The sequence below is a fragment of the Flagellimonas sp. genome (genome assembly GCF_965601775.1).
GTDB lineage: Bacteria > Bacteroidota > Bacteroidia > Flavobacteriales > Flavobacteriaceae > Flagellimonas.
On sequence record NZ_OZ271837.1, the window covers coordinates 705,676 to 721,621 of the forward strand.

At 40.3% G+C, this 15,946-nt stretch carries 11 protein-coding genes and 2 tRNA genes; 6 read left to right on the forward strand and 7 right to left on the reverse strand.

Translation table 11 applies throughout. The features are described 5' to 3' along the window. Positions 1-219: 219 nt before the first annotated feature. Positions 220-2,826 carry an ABC transporter permease gene (locus ACSLUF_RS03360; protein ID WP_435624720.1) on the reverse strand — a complete coding sequence of 869 codons (2,607 nt, stop codon included), beginning with the start codon at positions 2,824-2,826 and terminating at the stop codon, positions 220-222. A 46-nt stretch (positions 2,827-2,872) separates the two neighbouring features. Further along, positions 2,873-3,193, reverse strand: a complete 321-nt coding sequence (locus tag ACSLUF_RS03365; RefSeq protein ID WP_435624721.1) for a PadR family transcriptional regulator — start codon at positions 3,191-3,193, stop codon at positions 2,873-2,875. A 198-nt stretch (positions 3,194-3,391) separates the two neighbouring features. Between ACSLUF_RS03365 and ACSLUF_RS03370 the strand changes: the two genes are divergently transcribed. Next, entirely contained in the window at positions 3,392-3,922 is a 531-nt protein-coding gene (locus tag ACSLUF_RS03370) for a GNAT family N-acetyltransferase (RefSeq protein ID WP_435624722.1), read from the forward strand. Between the two features lie 141 nt (positions 3,923-4,063). Then, the gene (locus tag ACSLUF_RS03375; RefSeq protein ID WP_435624723.1) at positions 4,064-4,666 is read left to right on the forward strand and encodes a hypothetical protein; all 603 of its coding nucleotides are present in this window, start codon (positions 4,064-4,066) and stop codon (positions 4,664-4,666) included. Between the two features lie 386 nt (positions 4,667-5,052). Here ACSLUF_RS03375 and ACSLUF_RS03380 read toward each other — a convergent pair. The 3 genes from ACSLUF_RS03380 to mutS form a co-directional block, all read right to left on the reverse strand. Further along, positions 5,053-5,140, reverse strand: a tRNA-Leu gene (locus tag ACSLUF_RS03380). A 35-nt stretch (positions 5,141-5,175) separates the two neighbouring features. Further along, positions 5,176-5,251: transfer RNA gene (locus ACSLUF_RS03385), tRNA-Gly, on the reverse strand. Between the two features lie 74 nt (positions 5,252-5,325). Next, a complete protein-coding gene (gene mutS / locus ACSLUF_RS03390) occupies positions 5,326-7,911 on the reverse strand; it encodes a DNA mismatch repair protein MutS (RefSeq protein ID WP_435625867.1) in 2,586 nt (861 codons plus the stop codon). Positions 7,912-8,062: 151 nt separating this feature from the next. Here mutS and ACSLUF_RS03395 point away from each other — a divergent pair, with 151 nt between their 5' ends. After that, positions 8,063-8,605 (forward strand): RNA methyltransferase, encoded by a 543-nt coding sequence (locus tag ACSLUF_RS03395; RefSeq protein WP_435624724.1) that lies wholly within the window; start codon positions 8,063-8,065, stop codon positions 8,603-8,605. A 105-nt stretch (positions 8,606-8,710) separates the two neighbouring features. Here the strand turns inward: ACSLUF_RS03395 and folK are convergent, their stop codons facing one another. Further along, entirely contained in the window at positions 8,711-9,856 is a 1,146-nt protein-coding gene (folK, locus tag ACSLUF_RS03400; protein WP_435624725.1) for a 2-amino-4-hydroxy-6-hydroxymethyldihydropteridine diphosphokinase, read from the reverse strand. A 70-nt stretch (positions 9,857-9,926) separates the two neighbouring features. Between folK and sppA the strand changes: the two genes are divergently transcribed. Genes sppA through ACSLUF_RS03415 form a run of 3 tightly spaced genes read left to right on the forward strand, consistent with a single transcriptional unit; the run spans position 9,927 to position 15,116 of the window. Continuing rightward, entirely contained in the window at positions 9,927-11,687 is a 1,761-nt protein-coding gene (gene sppA, locus ACSLUF_RS03405) for a signal peptide peptidase SppA (protein WP_435624726.1), read from the forward strand. Between the two features lie 3 nt (positions 11,688-11,690). Further along, positions 11,691-12,398, forward strand: a complete 708-nt coding sequence (locus ACSLUF_RS03410) for a queuosine precursor transporter (protein ID WP_435624727.1) — start codon at positions 11,691-11,693, stop codon at positions 12,396-12,398. Between the two features lie 39 nt (positions 12,399-12,437). Continuing rightward, the gene (locus ACSLUF_RS03415; RefSeq protein ID WP_435624728.1) at positions 12,438-15,116 is read left to right on the forward strand and encodes an AsmA family protein; all 2,679 of its coding nucleotides are present in this window, start codon (positions 12,438-12,440) and stop codon (positions 15,114-15,116) included. A gap of 4 nt (positions 15,117-15,120) precedes the next feature. Here ACSLUF_RS03415 and ACSLUF_RS03420 read toward each other — a convergent pair whose 3' ends face one another. Next, a complete protein-coding gene (locus tag ACSLUF_RS03420) occupies positions 15,121-15,915 on the reverse strand; it encodes a DUF2797 domain-containing protein (protein WP_435624729.1) in 795 nt (264 codons plus the stop codon). Positions 15,916-15,946 lie beyond the last annotated feature (31 nt).

Below are 15,946 nucleotides of genomic sequence, written 5' to 3' on the forward strand. Positions count from 1 at the left end.
TAAAAAAACTACGCCCAAACTGCCGTGGTTTGTACGTTTATTCTTGTTGTGCCCCACAAGTTGCAAACATGGGGGAGCAGGAGATTCACAATGATTGGCTACAACGGCATCCAGAACTATGATGGTAATCGGATAGAAATAATTCCAAATGAAAAGGTTAAGATTGAAGGAGTATGTTATGGAAACTTAGTTGAGACAAATAACTTCAAAAAATCATTCTTAGCTACGCAAGTTGTTGACTGGATTTTGCAATGCAGCACTAACACATTGATAGCTTATCGTCACAATCCCAATTCCAAGGGCCAAAAGTGAACCTTTTACGAATATGCTCCAATCCAAACTTACCCTGTATGCAAAATCGTTCAACCAACCATTCATGATGTACCATCCGACTGGGATGGCAATCAAAATACCTATTAAAACAAGCCTGATGAAATCCTTGGAGAGAAGTTTAGTGATTCTCAGTACCGATGCTCCAAGCACTTTCCGTATTCCTATTTCCTTTTTACTTCGGTCTGCCATAAAGGTTGTTAGACTGAAAAGACCTAGACAAGCAATAAAAATGGCCAATATTGCAAACATATTGAACAGTCTTCCTGCCATGCTAATATCTTTATGCATGAATTCAAAACGCTCATCCAAGAAACTGTATCTAAAAGGGTTGGTAGGTGCCAGTTTTGACCACTTTTTTTCAATTGCGGACAGTACTGCTTCTGTATTTGCGCCGCTAACTTTTGCCGAAACGATTGAAGGGCTTTTGGCTAAAATCAAACAGCTAGGGCTAATTTCGTTTTCTAAGGATTCAAAATGAAAATCTTTCATTACCCCTATAACCCGCCAAGAGCTTTCCTTTGTTCCGATTAATGACCCAATACCCTTATCTAGCGAAAGTTTATCCATTAGGGATTTACTTATGATGATGCCCGTGGAATCGGAAGAGTTGTTTTCCTCAAAACCCCTGCCAAGAACAATTTCCAATCCCATAGTTTCAATATAATCGTGGTCAACATGCCATATTTGGGCATTAACCCCTTGTTCCGTGTTTTGTTTGCCATCTTTCCAAAAAGAATCACTGTAACGTCTTCCTTCCTCAACGGGAACATAATCACTAATAGAAGCACTCCTAATATGTGGAATTTGAAGTATATCCTCCTTGAAAAGACTTACCTTATCCCCAAGGGCATCCGTTCCCTTAATTAGGACTACCTTATCTTTTTTAAAACCGAGATCTTTATTCATTACGAACTGCATTTGTTCGTAAACCACTATGGTACAGATAATTAGTATAACAGAAATGGCAAACTGGAATATAACCAGCGAACTTCTAAAAACTGACTTTTTATTACTGCCGTCCAGTTTAGGTCCTTGCATGGACATACCTCCTAATTTGGAAAGATAAAAGGATGGGTAACTTCCGGTGACAAGTCCCAATAAAACTGCAGAGCTTATCAATATTGGAAGATAGGCCAGCATGTCCAGTGAAAAATGAAGGGATTTGTCAGTAATGCTATTTAGAAATGGTAGAAAAATACACGCTAAAACCAATCCTATAATTGCCGCGATAAGTGAAAAAATAATAGCTTCCGTTAAGAATTGCTTCATGATACTGCTTCTATCCGCACCTACCACCTTGCGCATTCCAATTTCCTTTGCCCTCAATGAATACCTAGCTGTGGAAAGATTGACGAAATTGATGGCAGCTATAATGATTATTAGAATCCCTGAAAAGCCAAAAAGCCAAAGTATCTGCTCATTGCCATGGGAAAGATTGTCTCGTATATCGGCAGACTCAAGATAAATATCTTCTATGGGCTGCAATTTCAGCTCCATATTATTAGCTATTTCAGTGGGGTTGGCAAATTCCCGTTCTTGATAACTGGGCAAGAAATAATCGGTAATGATACTTTGTGCTTTTCTTTCAAAATCAGTAGGGTCCACACCGGGCTTCAAAAGGGTATATACGTCGTACATATTGGCACCCCAATACTGCTGTTCCTCTGGCCAAAACTCAACACCACTTAAACTCAACATAAAATCGAAATCGATATGTGAATTTTCTGGAAAATCCTGGAAAACTCCAACTATGGTGTGGGGATTATCCAAATTGTTGTTGATTACAATCCTTTGGTTGATTGGATTGGTTCCAGGAAAATACTTCCGGGCCTTAGACTCTGAAATCAATACTGAATTAGGTTTGGTGAATGACTTTGAGTAGTCTCCATGGACCAATGGGATATCAAGAATTTCAAGAAGCTCGACATCCACATATGCGGCACCTTCCTCAAAGAAGTTCTGAAAACTTCCCTCTGGCCTTATTTGGTTAAACCATGGACTTGGAATGTACCGACCTGCTTTTTCCACTTCAGGGAAATCATTTTGCAAGGCCTTTGAAAATGGTGCTGGAAAATCGACACCCTGAAACCCTTCTTCCAAATATTTAGTGGTGACCCTATACATTCTATCCTTGTTGGGATAGAAGTCATCATAGCCAAATTCATTTTTTAGATATAGGGCCAGAATCAAGAAAGCTCCTATACCTAAAGCCAATCCTCCAATTTTTATGGAAGAGTATAGTTTTTGATTCCGAATGTGCCTGAAGGCAATTTTTAAATTGTTTTTGAACATATCTTGATTAAAAATGTTTGTCCAGTTTGGAAATGACCTAATAAGTCCAGGTCTGAAAAGCCGGAGCACATCCAAGGTGAAAAGTCGCTTTGCCTGACCTACTCCCTTTTCTTCCATATGATTTGCAAACCGCTCCCTTAAATCTCCTTCCAAGTCCTCTACATAGTCCGGTCGGCAATACCAGCGAAAAAAGGAAAGCATTCTTTTTGGGGGACTATTGTGGACTTTTTTGGGCCTAACCATTACTCTAGTTCAAATTTGGAATAGCGTTCCATAATCTCAATCGTTGTTCTTTGGTAGTTTCCAAAGTTCTCCTCCCATAGCTGGTCAGCGAAAAATAACGTTTACGCTTGCCCCCTCGTACTTTCGTCGCCTCCCCCAGCTTGGAAGAGAGATGCCCTTTTTTTTCCAATCGCCTCAATACCGTTTGCAAGGCCCCAATGCTGACCTTCCGGTCCAATCGTTTTTCCATTTCATCTATAATAGCGATGCCGTAGGCTTCGTCCTGTAAAATGGCCACGGTCAGCAGAACTACCTCCTCGAATTCTCCAAGATGATGTTTGCTCATAATGATATATTTAACCTAAATGTAGTTAAAATAAATATTCGAACCTAATTTTATACTTAAATGTAGTTTTTAATTCCAATTTACTGCCAAATAGTTCAATGCTTTAGTGCATTGCGTCCTATTGTGACCAACCTTTTCCAGGACAACTTTAATTATCCTTAAATTGAAAATTGAACTAAACGATTTTAGTAGACCCAGATGAATCAAATTACATTTGAAAAGGCCAAGCTTGAGGATTCATTGAGAATATCAATATTGTTGAAAACTGTTTACATACAGGTTTATGGAGTTGAGGGGGTTACGCACGAGTTTGCCAACTTTATAGATAGAAAATTTTCTAAAGAGATTATCGAAAAGACTTTGGAAGCCAGTCCTGACCAATTGCAAATTGCTTACATGAACGGTAACCCTATCGGTGTGGCGGAAATCTTGTTTGATAGTCTATGCCCCATTAGGAAAATTCGACTTCCTGAACTTGGCAAATTGTATGTCTTGGAAAGGTTTAAAGGAAAAGGAGTGGGTTATGGGCTATTGAGCAATGTGGAAAAGCTGGTTGCCAACAAAGGTTTTGACCAATTGAATTTGGAGGTTTATGTAAAAAACGAAGGGGCAATTGCATTCTATAAAAGACAAGGCTTTGAAGTAATTGGGACAGTAGATTTTCCCATGGAGGAAAACACCTATGAAAATTTGGTAATGACTAAAAAGCTAAATCAGAGAAAAGTATAATTAGAAGATGTTCGAAGAAATATTTGGGTTTTTGGTTATGATACTAATCTACACAACGATTTCCCGATGGGTTACTCGCCATTATCAAAAAGTAAGCTAGTGACTTTGTAACAATTCCCTATTTCCCAACACCCATATTTTATGGGAGGAGAAGGGAGCATTCAGAGCATGATTGTAATACTTCGTAATAACAAAAAGTTATTACACAAGCGAAACCCCTTCCGTCGTGGAAGTGGGTTTGAAAGACTCCGTGATGATTACCGGAAGTTCTCCCAAGGGGAAATTGAAACCAAGACGGTTACAAAAAGTCAATTGCGTGAAATACGAAGAAAAGTAATCGAAGAAAACCGAAAGGAGAACATTAGAATATGGGTAATTGGGATTGTGGTTTCCATATTTGCAGTTGGATTCACAATGATGGGCTACAAAGGCATCCAAAACTATGAGGCAGAATTGGATGAAATCAAAATAAAGAAAAGTACGGATAAATATCTCTTCTACATCCAAGATGGTGATAAATGGTTGGAAAAGGGCCATCATCACAATGCGGTATTTCAGTACCTATTGGCAAAACGGATTTATCCAAATGAGTATAACGTAAATTATCGATTGACCTTGACTTATGGAAGTTGGTGCAAATATAACCGGACCGGATGTGCTGAAGGAAAAAGAATATATGACAACCTAAAGGTTCAGTTTCCTGAAAAAAAAGAGTTGGAAGAACTTGAAAAGTATTTTGATTAATCAATTTTTTTCAAATCATTATTGGCGCTGATTTCCTTCTAACCATATGTGGCATTTGAGCCTGTTAAAAACAAAAAAGCGGTAACTAATGTTACGACTTTTCTATTCATTGGTACTCGAGGCGGTCACCGGCATTCGCCGGCAGTAAACACAAGTCCCTTTTTATGTTCACTCTGTTCCATAAAAAAAGCCCTTACCTCGTAAGAGCTTCTCTCGTTGTACTCGAGGCGGGAATTAGCTTCGCTGAGTCCCACTCGAACCTGTTGAGAATAAAAAAGTCAATCATAATATGATTGTCATTTTGTTTTCGGACTTTTTACAAATTAAAATTTGGGCAAGCCCCAAAACAAAAAAGTCGTAACATTAGTTACGACTTTTCTATTCATTGGTACTCGAGGCGGGACTTGAACCCGCACGGCCACAATGGCCATTGGATTTTAAGTCCAACGTGTCTACCAATTCCACCACTCGAGCCAGACTTAAACAAAAAAACGCTGCAAGCAGCGTTTTGGAGCGAAAAACGGGATTCGAACCCGCGACCTCCACCTTGGCAAGGTGATGCTCTACCAACTGAGCTATTTTCGCATTTTAAAGAACATGCATCCCTTTCCAAAGATGCGGATGCAAATTTAATACATTTCTGTAAATACAAAAGGATTTTAAGAGGAAGCTTTCTTCTTTTTGGTGAGAAGCCGTTTAATTTCATTAAGTTTCATCAGCGCTTCCACTGGGGTCAGGGTATCAATATCCAGATGTAATATTTCATCTCGAATTTCTTCCAAAAGCGGGTCATCCAGATTAAAAAAGCTCAACTGCATTTCATCCGCGGAAGCTTGCTCCAGTTTATCGGTAATCTCCTCACTTGAATGGGATTTTTCCAGCTTCTTTAGAATTTTCCCAGCTTTTTGCACCACCTGCTGGGGCATTCCAGCCATTTTGGCTACGTGGATTCCGAAGCTATGTTCACTTCCTCCAGGAACCAATTTCCGCAGGAATAGCACATTGTTTTTGACTTCTTTCACCGAAACACTATAATTTTTGATTCGGGAAAAGGTTTTGGTCATTTCATTCAGTTCGTGATAATGCGTAGCGAATAAGGTTTTGGCCTTGGCCGGATGTTCATGCAGGTATTCCGAAATGGCCCAAGCAATAGAAATTCCATCATAGGTACTGGTCCCCCGACCAATTTCATCTAACAACACCAAGCTGCGTTCCGAAAGATTGTTCAAAATACTGGCGGTTTCGTTCATCTCCACCATGAAAGTGGATTCGCCCAACGAGATATTATCGCTGGCACCCACTCGGGTAAAAATTTTGTCGACTACGCCAATTTTGGCAGAGGCAGCAGGTACAAAACTTCCCATTTGAGCCAAAAGGGTAATCAAGGCAGTTTGACGTAGAATGGCCGATTTACCACTCATGTTCGGTCCAGTGACCATGATGATTTGCTGCTCCTCTCGATTCAGAATCACATCATTGGCAATGTAGCTCTCCCCAGGAGGAAGCTGTTTTTCTATAACAGGATGACGCCCATCCCGAATTTCCAATGCAGTGGAGTCTTTCATTTCCGGTAAGTTGTAATTGTTGTCTTGGGCCAGACAAGCAAAACCACAAAGGCAATCCAATTGAGCGACCAATTGCGCATTTTTCTGAACAGGGGCAATATATTCCTGCATCCATACCAACAATTGCTCAAAAAGCTGCTGTTCCAGACTATGGATGCGTTCTTCAGCTCCCAATATTTTGGCTTCGTATTCCTTGAGTTCTTCAGTGATATAGCGTTCTGCGTTGACCAAAGTCTGTTTGCGAATCCAAGTTTCGGGGACTTTGTCTTTGTGCGTATTTCGAACCTCAATATAGTATCCGAACACATTATTTGACGCTATTTTAAGGGAAGTGATGCCTGTTTCTTCCATCTCTCGGGCCAGCATCTTGTCTAGATAGTCCTTCCCGGAAAAGGCCAGATTTCTCAATTCGTCCAGTTCCTCGGAATATCCCTCTGCGATGACGTTGCCTTTGGCAATTTGAATAGGAGCTTCCTCATTCAAAACCTCTTTTATTTTGGAGCGCAAAGCATCACAGGTATCCATTGCATTTCCCAATTGCGATAAAGCTTCATTTTTACTTTCAACAGCAATTTGTCGCATGGGAATTAAAGCTTCCAAACTATTTTTTAATTGGATGACCTCTTTGGGATTGATTTTTCCCGTGGCCAATTTGGAAATGAGACGTTCCAAATCACCCATACCAGAAATCCAATGGCGAATTTTCTCCAATGCGGTTTCGGATGCCTTCAAATGTGCAACTATCTGATGTCGCTCTTGGATGGCATCAATATTTTTTAAAGGGAGTGCGAGCCAACGCTTTAGCAGCCTTCCACCCATGGGAGAAAGTGTTTTATCAATGACATCGATTAGCGTTATGGCGTTGAGATTGTGGGAGTGATACAATTCCAGATTGCGAATGGTAAATCGGTCCATCCAAACATAATCCTCCTCAACAATCCGTTGAATTTTATTGATATGTTGCAGACGGGTATGCTGGGTTTCGGATAAATAATGCAGAACCGCTCCTGAGGCCACAATCCCATCTTTAAGATGGTCCACGCCAAAACCTTGTAAGGAACGCGTCTTGAAATGCTGGGTGAGACGTTCATGCGCAAAATCATCCTGAAAAATCCAATCCTCCAAAAAGAAAGTATGGTAGGTGGAACCAAATTGTTCAGAGAACTCTTTTTTATGGCTCTTGGAAATCAAGACCTCATTCGGAGAAAAGTTCTGAAGCAATTTATCCACTTGCTCCAAAGAACCTTGAGAGGTCAAAAATTCTCCCGTGGAAATATCCAAAAAGGCAATACCGAATTTTTTGAACCCATAGTGCAGCGCACATAAAAAATTATTGCTTTTGGAATTGAGAATATCGTCGTTTAGGGCCACTCCAGGTGTGACCAATTCTGTAACCCCGCGTTTTACAATGGTTTTGGTCTGTTTGGGGTCTTCCAATTGGTCGCAAATAGCCACCCGTTGGCCGGCTTTTACCAATTTGGGCAAATAGGTATTTAAGGAATGATGCGGAAATCCAGCCAGTTCCGTCTTGTCCCCGCCATTATTTCTATGGGTAAGGATAATGCCCAAAATCTTAGCGGCCTTAATGGCATCTTCCCCGAAAGTTTCATAAAAGTCCCCCACACGAAAAAGCAACAAGGCATCAGGATGCTTCATCTTAATGGCACTGTACTGCTGCATTAAGGGAGTCACTTTTTTGGATGGTTTTTTGGTTGCCAAGGCGACGGTATTCGTTTAATTTTGCCCAAAATCGGTACGAACGAAAATACCTTTTTCCCTAGACCTCAAAAATTTTTGTTGATATTTTGAATCCTAAAGTTGAAAAGTAAGTATGCGAAAACTGCAGAATAGCGAACTGGACAGGTTGAATGTGGAAGAGTTCAAGCAAGCAACTAAGATGCCTGTAATTGTAATTCTGGATAACATTCGCAGTTTGAATAACATTGGCTCGGTGTTTAGAACGGGAGATGCCTTTTTGGTGGAGAAAATATTTTTATGCGGCATTACAGCTACCCCTCCTCACAAGGATATTCGCAAAACGGCCCTCGGAGCTACAGAAAGTGTGGATTGGGAGTATCGGGAAAACACTTTGGAGTTGGTTCAGGAGCTAAAGGAACAGGGAATTCAAACGATTGCCATAGAACAGGCGGAGCAGGCAACCCTTCTTCAAGAGTTTTCTCCGAAAAATAACGAATCCCTTGCCTTGATATTTGGGAATGAAGTAAAAGGAGTTTCGCAGGAAGTGGTTTCGACATGCGACCTTGTTTTGGAAATCCCTCAATTTGGAACCAAGCACTCCTTGAACATTTCTGTGAGTGCTGGTGTTGTGGTCTGGGATATCTGGAGTAAGTTCAATGCACAAAAAAAGCCCTGAACAATCAGGGCTTCTACATATAGTTCGAGTTAGTTAGTTTCTCTTAAAGAGAGGGCTAATAAAATAAAACCATTCGTTATATCCAAACATTTTCCAAAAATTCTCTTAAAAATGGGTTAAAAGGATTTGGTCTTCCAACTGCTCCAAAATGGATTCGTAGTCGGATGGTCGGGATACAAAATCCAAATCGCTTAAATCCAATAAGATGCTGTTTTGTTGGGGATGCCCTTTGATAAAATCCAGATATCCTCGATTTATTTTTTCAAGATAATCGGATGGAATATTTTGCTCATAGGAACGGCCTCTTTGTTTGATGTTATCCAATAAACGCTCTGTGTTTTGATAGAGATACAGATAAATATCAGGCTTTTTCACCTCCTTGTACATAAAATTGAAGACCTTACGGTATAGGTTGAATTCATCCTCTTGCAAGGTGATTTTTGCAAAAATCAGGGACTTGAAAATGTCATAATCACTGACCATAAAGTTCTTGAAAAGGTCAAATTGTGTGGTATCATCAGTGAATTGTTGATACCTATCGGCCAAAAAGGACATTTCCAAGGGAAAGGCATAACGGCTTTGGTCCTCATAAAATTTAGGAAGAAAAGGGTTGTCAGCGAAGCGTTCCAATACCAATTTGGCATTGAAGTCTTTGGCAATCATTTTGGATAAGGTGGTCTTACCAGCGCCAATATTCCCTTCAATGGCTAAAAATTGAAGTTGGGCAAACAATGAACTGCGGTCCTTAAAGAACTTTAAGGGACTTTTGCGCAGTGCTTCCCGTTGCTTTACCTGTTGCAGTAAATTTCTAATATCCTTGTTTTGAACCGGGTGATAGTATTGAGGAGCTATGTCGGCCAAGGGTTTGAGTACAAAGGCCCTTTCATGCATTTTGGGATGAGGTACCACAAGGGTATCCGAGGAAATTATCTCATTATCATAAAGCAAAAGGTCGATGTCCAAGGTTCTGGATTCATATCCAATGTCTTGTTTACGTTCCCTACCAAAGTGGCGTTCTATGGAAAGAAGAGTTTCCAACAAGTCGGATGGAGCAAGTTCCGTCGAAATACGCAAACAAGCGTTCAAAAAGTCGGCCCCTTCAAAACCTACTGCGGGGGTTTCATAAATAGACGAAAGCTGTTCAATTTTACCCGCCTTTCGATTGATTTCAAAGATGGCTTTTTGGAGGGTAAAAAAGCGGTTCCCTAAATTGCTGCCCAGTGATAAATATGCCTTGTGTCCCTTACTCATAATCAGCTTGCCAAATTAAGCAAAACAATACAACAATGGTTATCTTTGGCATCGATTAAAATGTAAGGGAATGAAGTTTTTGAGGAATCTTTTGGCGTCGATATTGGGAACACTTGTGGCATTTGGAATATTGTTTGTCATGTTCTTTGTGTTTACCTTGCTACTAGACAGTTCGGACAAGGGAGTCGTAGTAAAAAAGAATTCGGTTTTAAAACTTGGTTTTTCCAAGCCTGTAAAAGATTATGTGGGAAGAGATGATTCCGATCCTTTCGCTGGTTTTGGGGAAAAGAGAGTTGGATTGGATGAGATTCTGCATGCTATTGAGCAAGCTGGCATGGATGAAAACATAAAGGGAATCAGTTTAACCACTAGTTTTCTTCGAACGGGTTTGGCACAAACCCAGGAAATTCGAAAAGCCCTTTTGGATTTTAAAGTGTCCGGGAAATTCATTTTTGCCCATTCAGACTTTTTCACACAAAAGGACTACTATTTGGCCAGCGTTGCCAACCAGGTATATTTAAACCCCGTTGGAGCCATGGATTTTAAGGGATTAGCGTCTGAAGTGCTTTATTTTAAGGATTTACAGGAAAAATCCGGAGTAAAGATGGAGGTAATTCGACACGGTAAGTACAAAAGTGCCGTAGAACCATATCTCTCCAATTCCATGAGTGAGGAAAACCGCACCCAGATTCGCGAGTTGATTTCTTCCCTTTGGAATACCATGATAAATGATATTTCGAATTCCAGAAACATCAATCAAGCCGATTTGAACAGCATTGCCGATACCCTTGGGGCAAGAACTCCAGAATATGCGGTGGCATCTGGTTTAATAGATGATTTACTATTTCATGATGAGTACGAAGAAGTTTTGAAAACAGAATTGGGTCTGGAAGAAGATGATACACCCAACTATGTCAACTTTTTTGATTATGTGGATAAAGTAAAATATAGGAATCTACAAACCGGAAAGGACAAGGTCGCTGTAATTTATGCACAAGGCGAAATCTTATATGGGGAAGGGGATAGAGAATTTATTGGACAAGGGCTTATCAATAGGTCACTCCAAAGAGCTGTTGATGATGATAACGTGAAAGCCATTGTACTTCGAGTAGATTCCCCTGGTGGCAGTGCCTTAGTGTCTGATATTATTTGGAGAGAAGTAGAAGTGTCCAAAAGGAGTAAACCCGTCGTGGTTTCCTTTGGAAATGTGGCAGCATCTGGAGGCTACTACATTGGTGCCGGAGCTGATAAGATTTTTGCGGAACCCACAAGTATAACAGGTTCCATAGGTGTTTTTGGCACGGTTCCCAACGTGAATGAGCTTGCCGATAAAGTCGGAATCAATGCGGAGCAAGTAGGGACCAACCAAAATTCCATAGATTATTCCCTTTTTGAACCTATGACAGATGGTTTTAGGGATGTACTGCGTGAAGGCATTGAAGACACCTATAATACTTTTTTACAGCGTGTAGCATCTGGTAGGGAGATGACTGTTGAAGAAGTAGACGCTGTGGCCCAAGGAAGGGTTTGGAGTGGGGTGGAAGCCCATAAATTGGGTTTGGTCGATGAGTTGGGTAGTTTGGAAGATGCCATAGATGCTGCGGCACAGTTGGCTGATTTGGAGTTTTATGGCATTCGTAAGTATCCGAGATATAAATCGAATTTTGAAAAATTTATGGAGGAAATCAGTGATTCCAAGACTAAAATAGGTTCTGCAATTATTGAGGAAGAAATAGGTTCAGAGGCTTACAATATTTTAAAGGAATTCAAACAATTTTCAGAAAAGCGGGGCATACAGGCCAAAATGCCCTTTAGTTTAAATATTAAATAGGGAATGACGCAAAAAGACAAACGAGTTGCCTTTTCCATCTATTTATATTTAGGCGCTTTATTCATCACCTCTTTGGTGGTATCCAATCTTATTTTTCAAAAATTCTTTTTCTGGAAACCTTTTGGTGATGTTACCGTTTTAGGTGCGCCCCTTTTTGAGGTTTCGGTTGGGATTTTGCCATACCCCTTGACGTTTTTGATAACTGATTTGATTTCGGAAATTTTTGGGAAGAAAAAGGCAAATCAAGTCGTGGTGGCTGGTATATTTGCCTCCGTTTTTTCCTTGGCCATAATATACACCGCTTCTGCCGTTTCAGCTACCGATTGGTCACCCGTATCGGACATTAAATTCAAGGAGGTATTCGGAAATACCATTGTGGCCGTCTTCGCGTCGATGATGGCCTATTTGCTGGCCCAATTTGTGGATATTCAGATTTATCATTTTTGGAAACGGGTCACCAAGGGGAAGTATTTATGGCTCAGGAACAATTTTTCCACCTTCTCCTCCCAGTTTATTGATACGTTTACCGTCGTCCTATTACTATGCTCATTTGGTGAGATTCCATGGAGTCTTTTCTACGGATTGGTGATTAGTGGATTCGTTTTTAAAGTTTTTATTGCCTTCTTGGACACCCCTTTGCTATATTTCTTCGTATATCTATTGCGAAGAAGATTTAACTTAAAAATAGGGGAAGAGATATCGCTGGATTGATTCCTTCTTTTTTACTTTGTTATCTCAAATCTTATTGTCATGAAGAAAAAACTCCTCAAAATCACAGGAATAATTCTTGGGATTCTCATCGCTTTGGTAGTTGCTTTACCTTTTTTCCTCGAAGGTAAGATTGCCGATATCATCAAAAACAAGGTCAATAACAGTATTAATGCCACTTTGGATTTCGAAGAGGCCAACCTGAGTTTGATTAAAAGTTTTCCAAAGGCCTATGTGTCATTAAAAGGGATTGCTTTGACCAATCATGCTCCCTTTGAAGGAGATACCCTTTTTGCTGCGGGGGAAGTGGAATTGAAAATGGCCCTTACTGAACTTTTTAAAAGCGCCGAAGACCCAATATCCGTCCAGACACTGAATATTTCTGATGCTCAACTTTCCATAAAGGTAGACGAAAATGAAAATGCCAATTATGATGTGTCTAAGAATGCAGGTGATGTGGCTGCCGAAGAATCTGATGCTTCAAATAGTTTCAAACTAGCCCTAGAATCCTACAATATTACCAATACAGATATTAGCTATGACGACTTTGCCAGCGGAATGCATCTGGAAATTACGGAAATGAACCATTCGGGAACCGGAGACCTTTCCTTGGAGACTTCCGAACTAAAAACAACTACGGATGCCTTGGTTTCTTTTGAATTGGACAGCACCCGCTACCTAAACAACAACAAACTGTTTTTGGATGCCCTAATCGGCATTGACTTGAAAAACAACAAATATTCCTTTTTGGAAAACAAGGCCTTGGTCAACCAATTGCCTTTGGTTTTTAATGGTTTTGTTCAGGTGAATGAAGATAACCAAGAAGTGGATATCACTTTTGGAACGCCATCTTCGGACTTCAAGAACTTTTTGGCAGTTATTCCTGAAGCCTATTCAAAAAACATTGAAAATGTGCAGACTACGGGAGAATTCAAAGTCAACGGAGAGTTTAAGGGTGTTGTAGATGAGGAGCATATTCCCAAGTTTTCCATCCAAATGAATTCAGATAACGCATCTTTCAAATATCCTGATTTACCTCAAACGGTACGAAATATTGTGATTGATGCAGTTGTTGAGAACAAGACGGGCATTACAGAAGACACTTTTGTGGACATAAAGCAGCTTTCCTTTGCCATAGGGCAGGATAAGTTCAATCTTCGGTCTAGAATCACGGACCTGTTGGGAAATACCAAGGTAAATGCACATGCTGATGGTAAAATGAATTTGGCAAACCTAGCACAAGCCTATCCAATACCAGAGGATTATGACTTAAAAGGGCTTTTAAATGCGGATATAACTACAGCATTTGATATGGCTTCGGTAGAAAATAAGCGCTATGAAAACACCAGGACTTCTGGAAATCTGGAGCTAAATGGATTTGAATACAATAGTGAAGAACTAAAACATCCCATCGCCATAGATGCGGCTTCCCTGACCTTTAATCCTCAAACCGTTTCTTTGAACTCTTTTGATGGTAAAACAGGACAATCCGATTTCAAGGCGTCTGGGACATTGACCAACTTGTTGGGTTATCTTTTTAACGAAGAACCCATTGAGGGTAATTTTAGTTTGACTTCGAATACCCTGGCTTTGAACGATTTTATGGTTGATGGAGATGAAGGAGAGGAGGGTTCAGAGACCTCTTCCGAAGATGGAGAAGCGATGAAAATCCCATCCTTTTTGGACTGCACTATCAATGCGAAAGCCGGTTCTGTGCTATATGATAATCTTAATCTTAAAGATGTGGAGGGTACTTTGGTCATCAAAGATGAGAGAGCGGTTGTAAAAAACCTGCAATCCAGTCTTTTTGGGGGGACACTCGGTCTGCAAGGTGTTGTTTCGACCAAAGAGGAGACCCCAATTTTTGATATGAGTTTGGGAATGGACAATTTCAACATAGGGGAATCCTTTCAAGCTTTGGAATTGTTTAAAGCGATAGCTCCTATTGCCAATGCACTTCAAGGAAAATTGAACTCAGATATTAAAATATCTGGAAATTTGAAAAAAGACTTGACCCCCAATTTGACTTCACTTTCTGGGGATATGTTGGCCGAACTGCTGGCTACCCAAGTGAATGCTGAAAAAGCACCATTGCTTTCAGCTTTTGGTGGACAACTCAATTTTTTGGATACCAAAGATTTGAATCTGAGTGATTTAAAAACTGCCTTGAGTTTTGATAATGGAGCAGTTCAAGTCAAACCCTTTACGGTCAATTACAAGGACATAGCTGTGAATGTTTCAGGCAGCCATAATTTTGAAAAAGAATTGGCATATCAGGCTACATTGGATGTGCCCGCCAAATATTTGGGAAGCGAAGTGAATAATCTCATCGCACAATTGGACGAGTCTGATATGGAAAATCTAACCATTCCGGTAGTGGCCAATATTGGAGGGAGCTATACGAATCCAACGGTTAAAACCGACTTAACTTCCGGAGTAAGTCAGTTAACCAATCAATTGGTGGAAATCCAAAAGCAAAAACTCCTCAATAAAGGAAAAGACTCCGCCAAGGATTTATTGTCCAATGTTTTAGGTAAGGAAAAAGACTCCACAGGAACAACAAAGTCATCTACTGGAGAGGTACTTGGCAGTTTACTAGGAGGTACGGACAAGGAAAAGGACTCAACAAGCACCCAAGAAGACCCAGTGAAGAATACAGCTAAATCCCTTTTGGGCGGTTTGTTGGGTAAAAAGAAGAAAGAAAAGGATTCCGTGAAGTAAAGGACTAGTTTATATTGATGCCAACATAATACCCCTCATGTCCGCGAACATTAAAGACGGTATTGTCCTCAAAAATGAGATATTGGCCCTTTATGCCTTTTAGCGTCCCGGAAAAAGATGGAATTTTCTCTAGATTAATACTTTTAACTTTTTCAGGATACTGTAAAACTGGAAATTCTAGGTGGGTCTCAGTTTTGTTTTCTATGAAATAATCAGCAACCTCGGTAGGAATGTACGACTTGAGTTTTTGTCGCCATTCGACTAAATCCACATCTTCTATATCATTTTTTAGCATTTTCTGCCAGCTGGTCTTGTCGCTAACATGGGATTTAAGGGCTACTTCTGTGATACCCGCCAAATACCGATTGGGAACTTCTACAATTTCAATGGCTTCATGGGCCCCTTGGTCTATCCACCGGGTTGGAACTTGACTTTTTCGAGTCACCCCCACCTTTACATTGCTAGAGTTGGCCAAATACACAATATGGGGTTGCAATTGCACCCTTTTTTCGTATTCCAGGTCACGGTCCTCTTTGCCCAAATGGGCAGTACTTAATTCCGGCTTCATAATCCACTCTCCTGCGGCCGCACTTTCATAAAAATAGGATTTACAAAATCCTTGCCGGTAGATAGGTTCATTTTTGCCAGTACCAAGACATTGATATTTGATAAACTCAATTTTGAGCTCTCGATTCAAGGCTTGGTTCATGTTGATGAAATCATTCTCAAAAACCAAAAAGTACTGGATAGGACTTCCTATTTCAGTTCGCATTTTACGCAAAACACCTTCAAAAAGCATAGTTGGATTACCGAATTTTAGTTGATTTGAT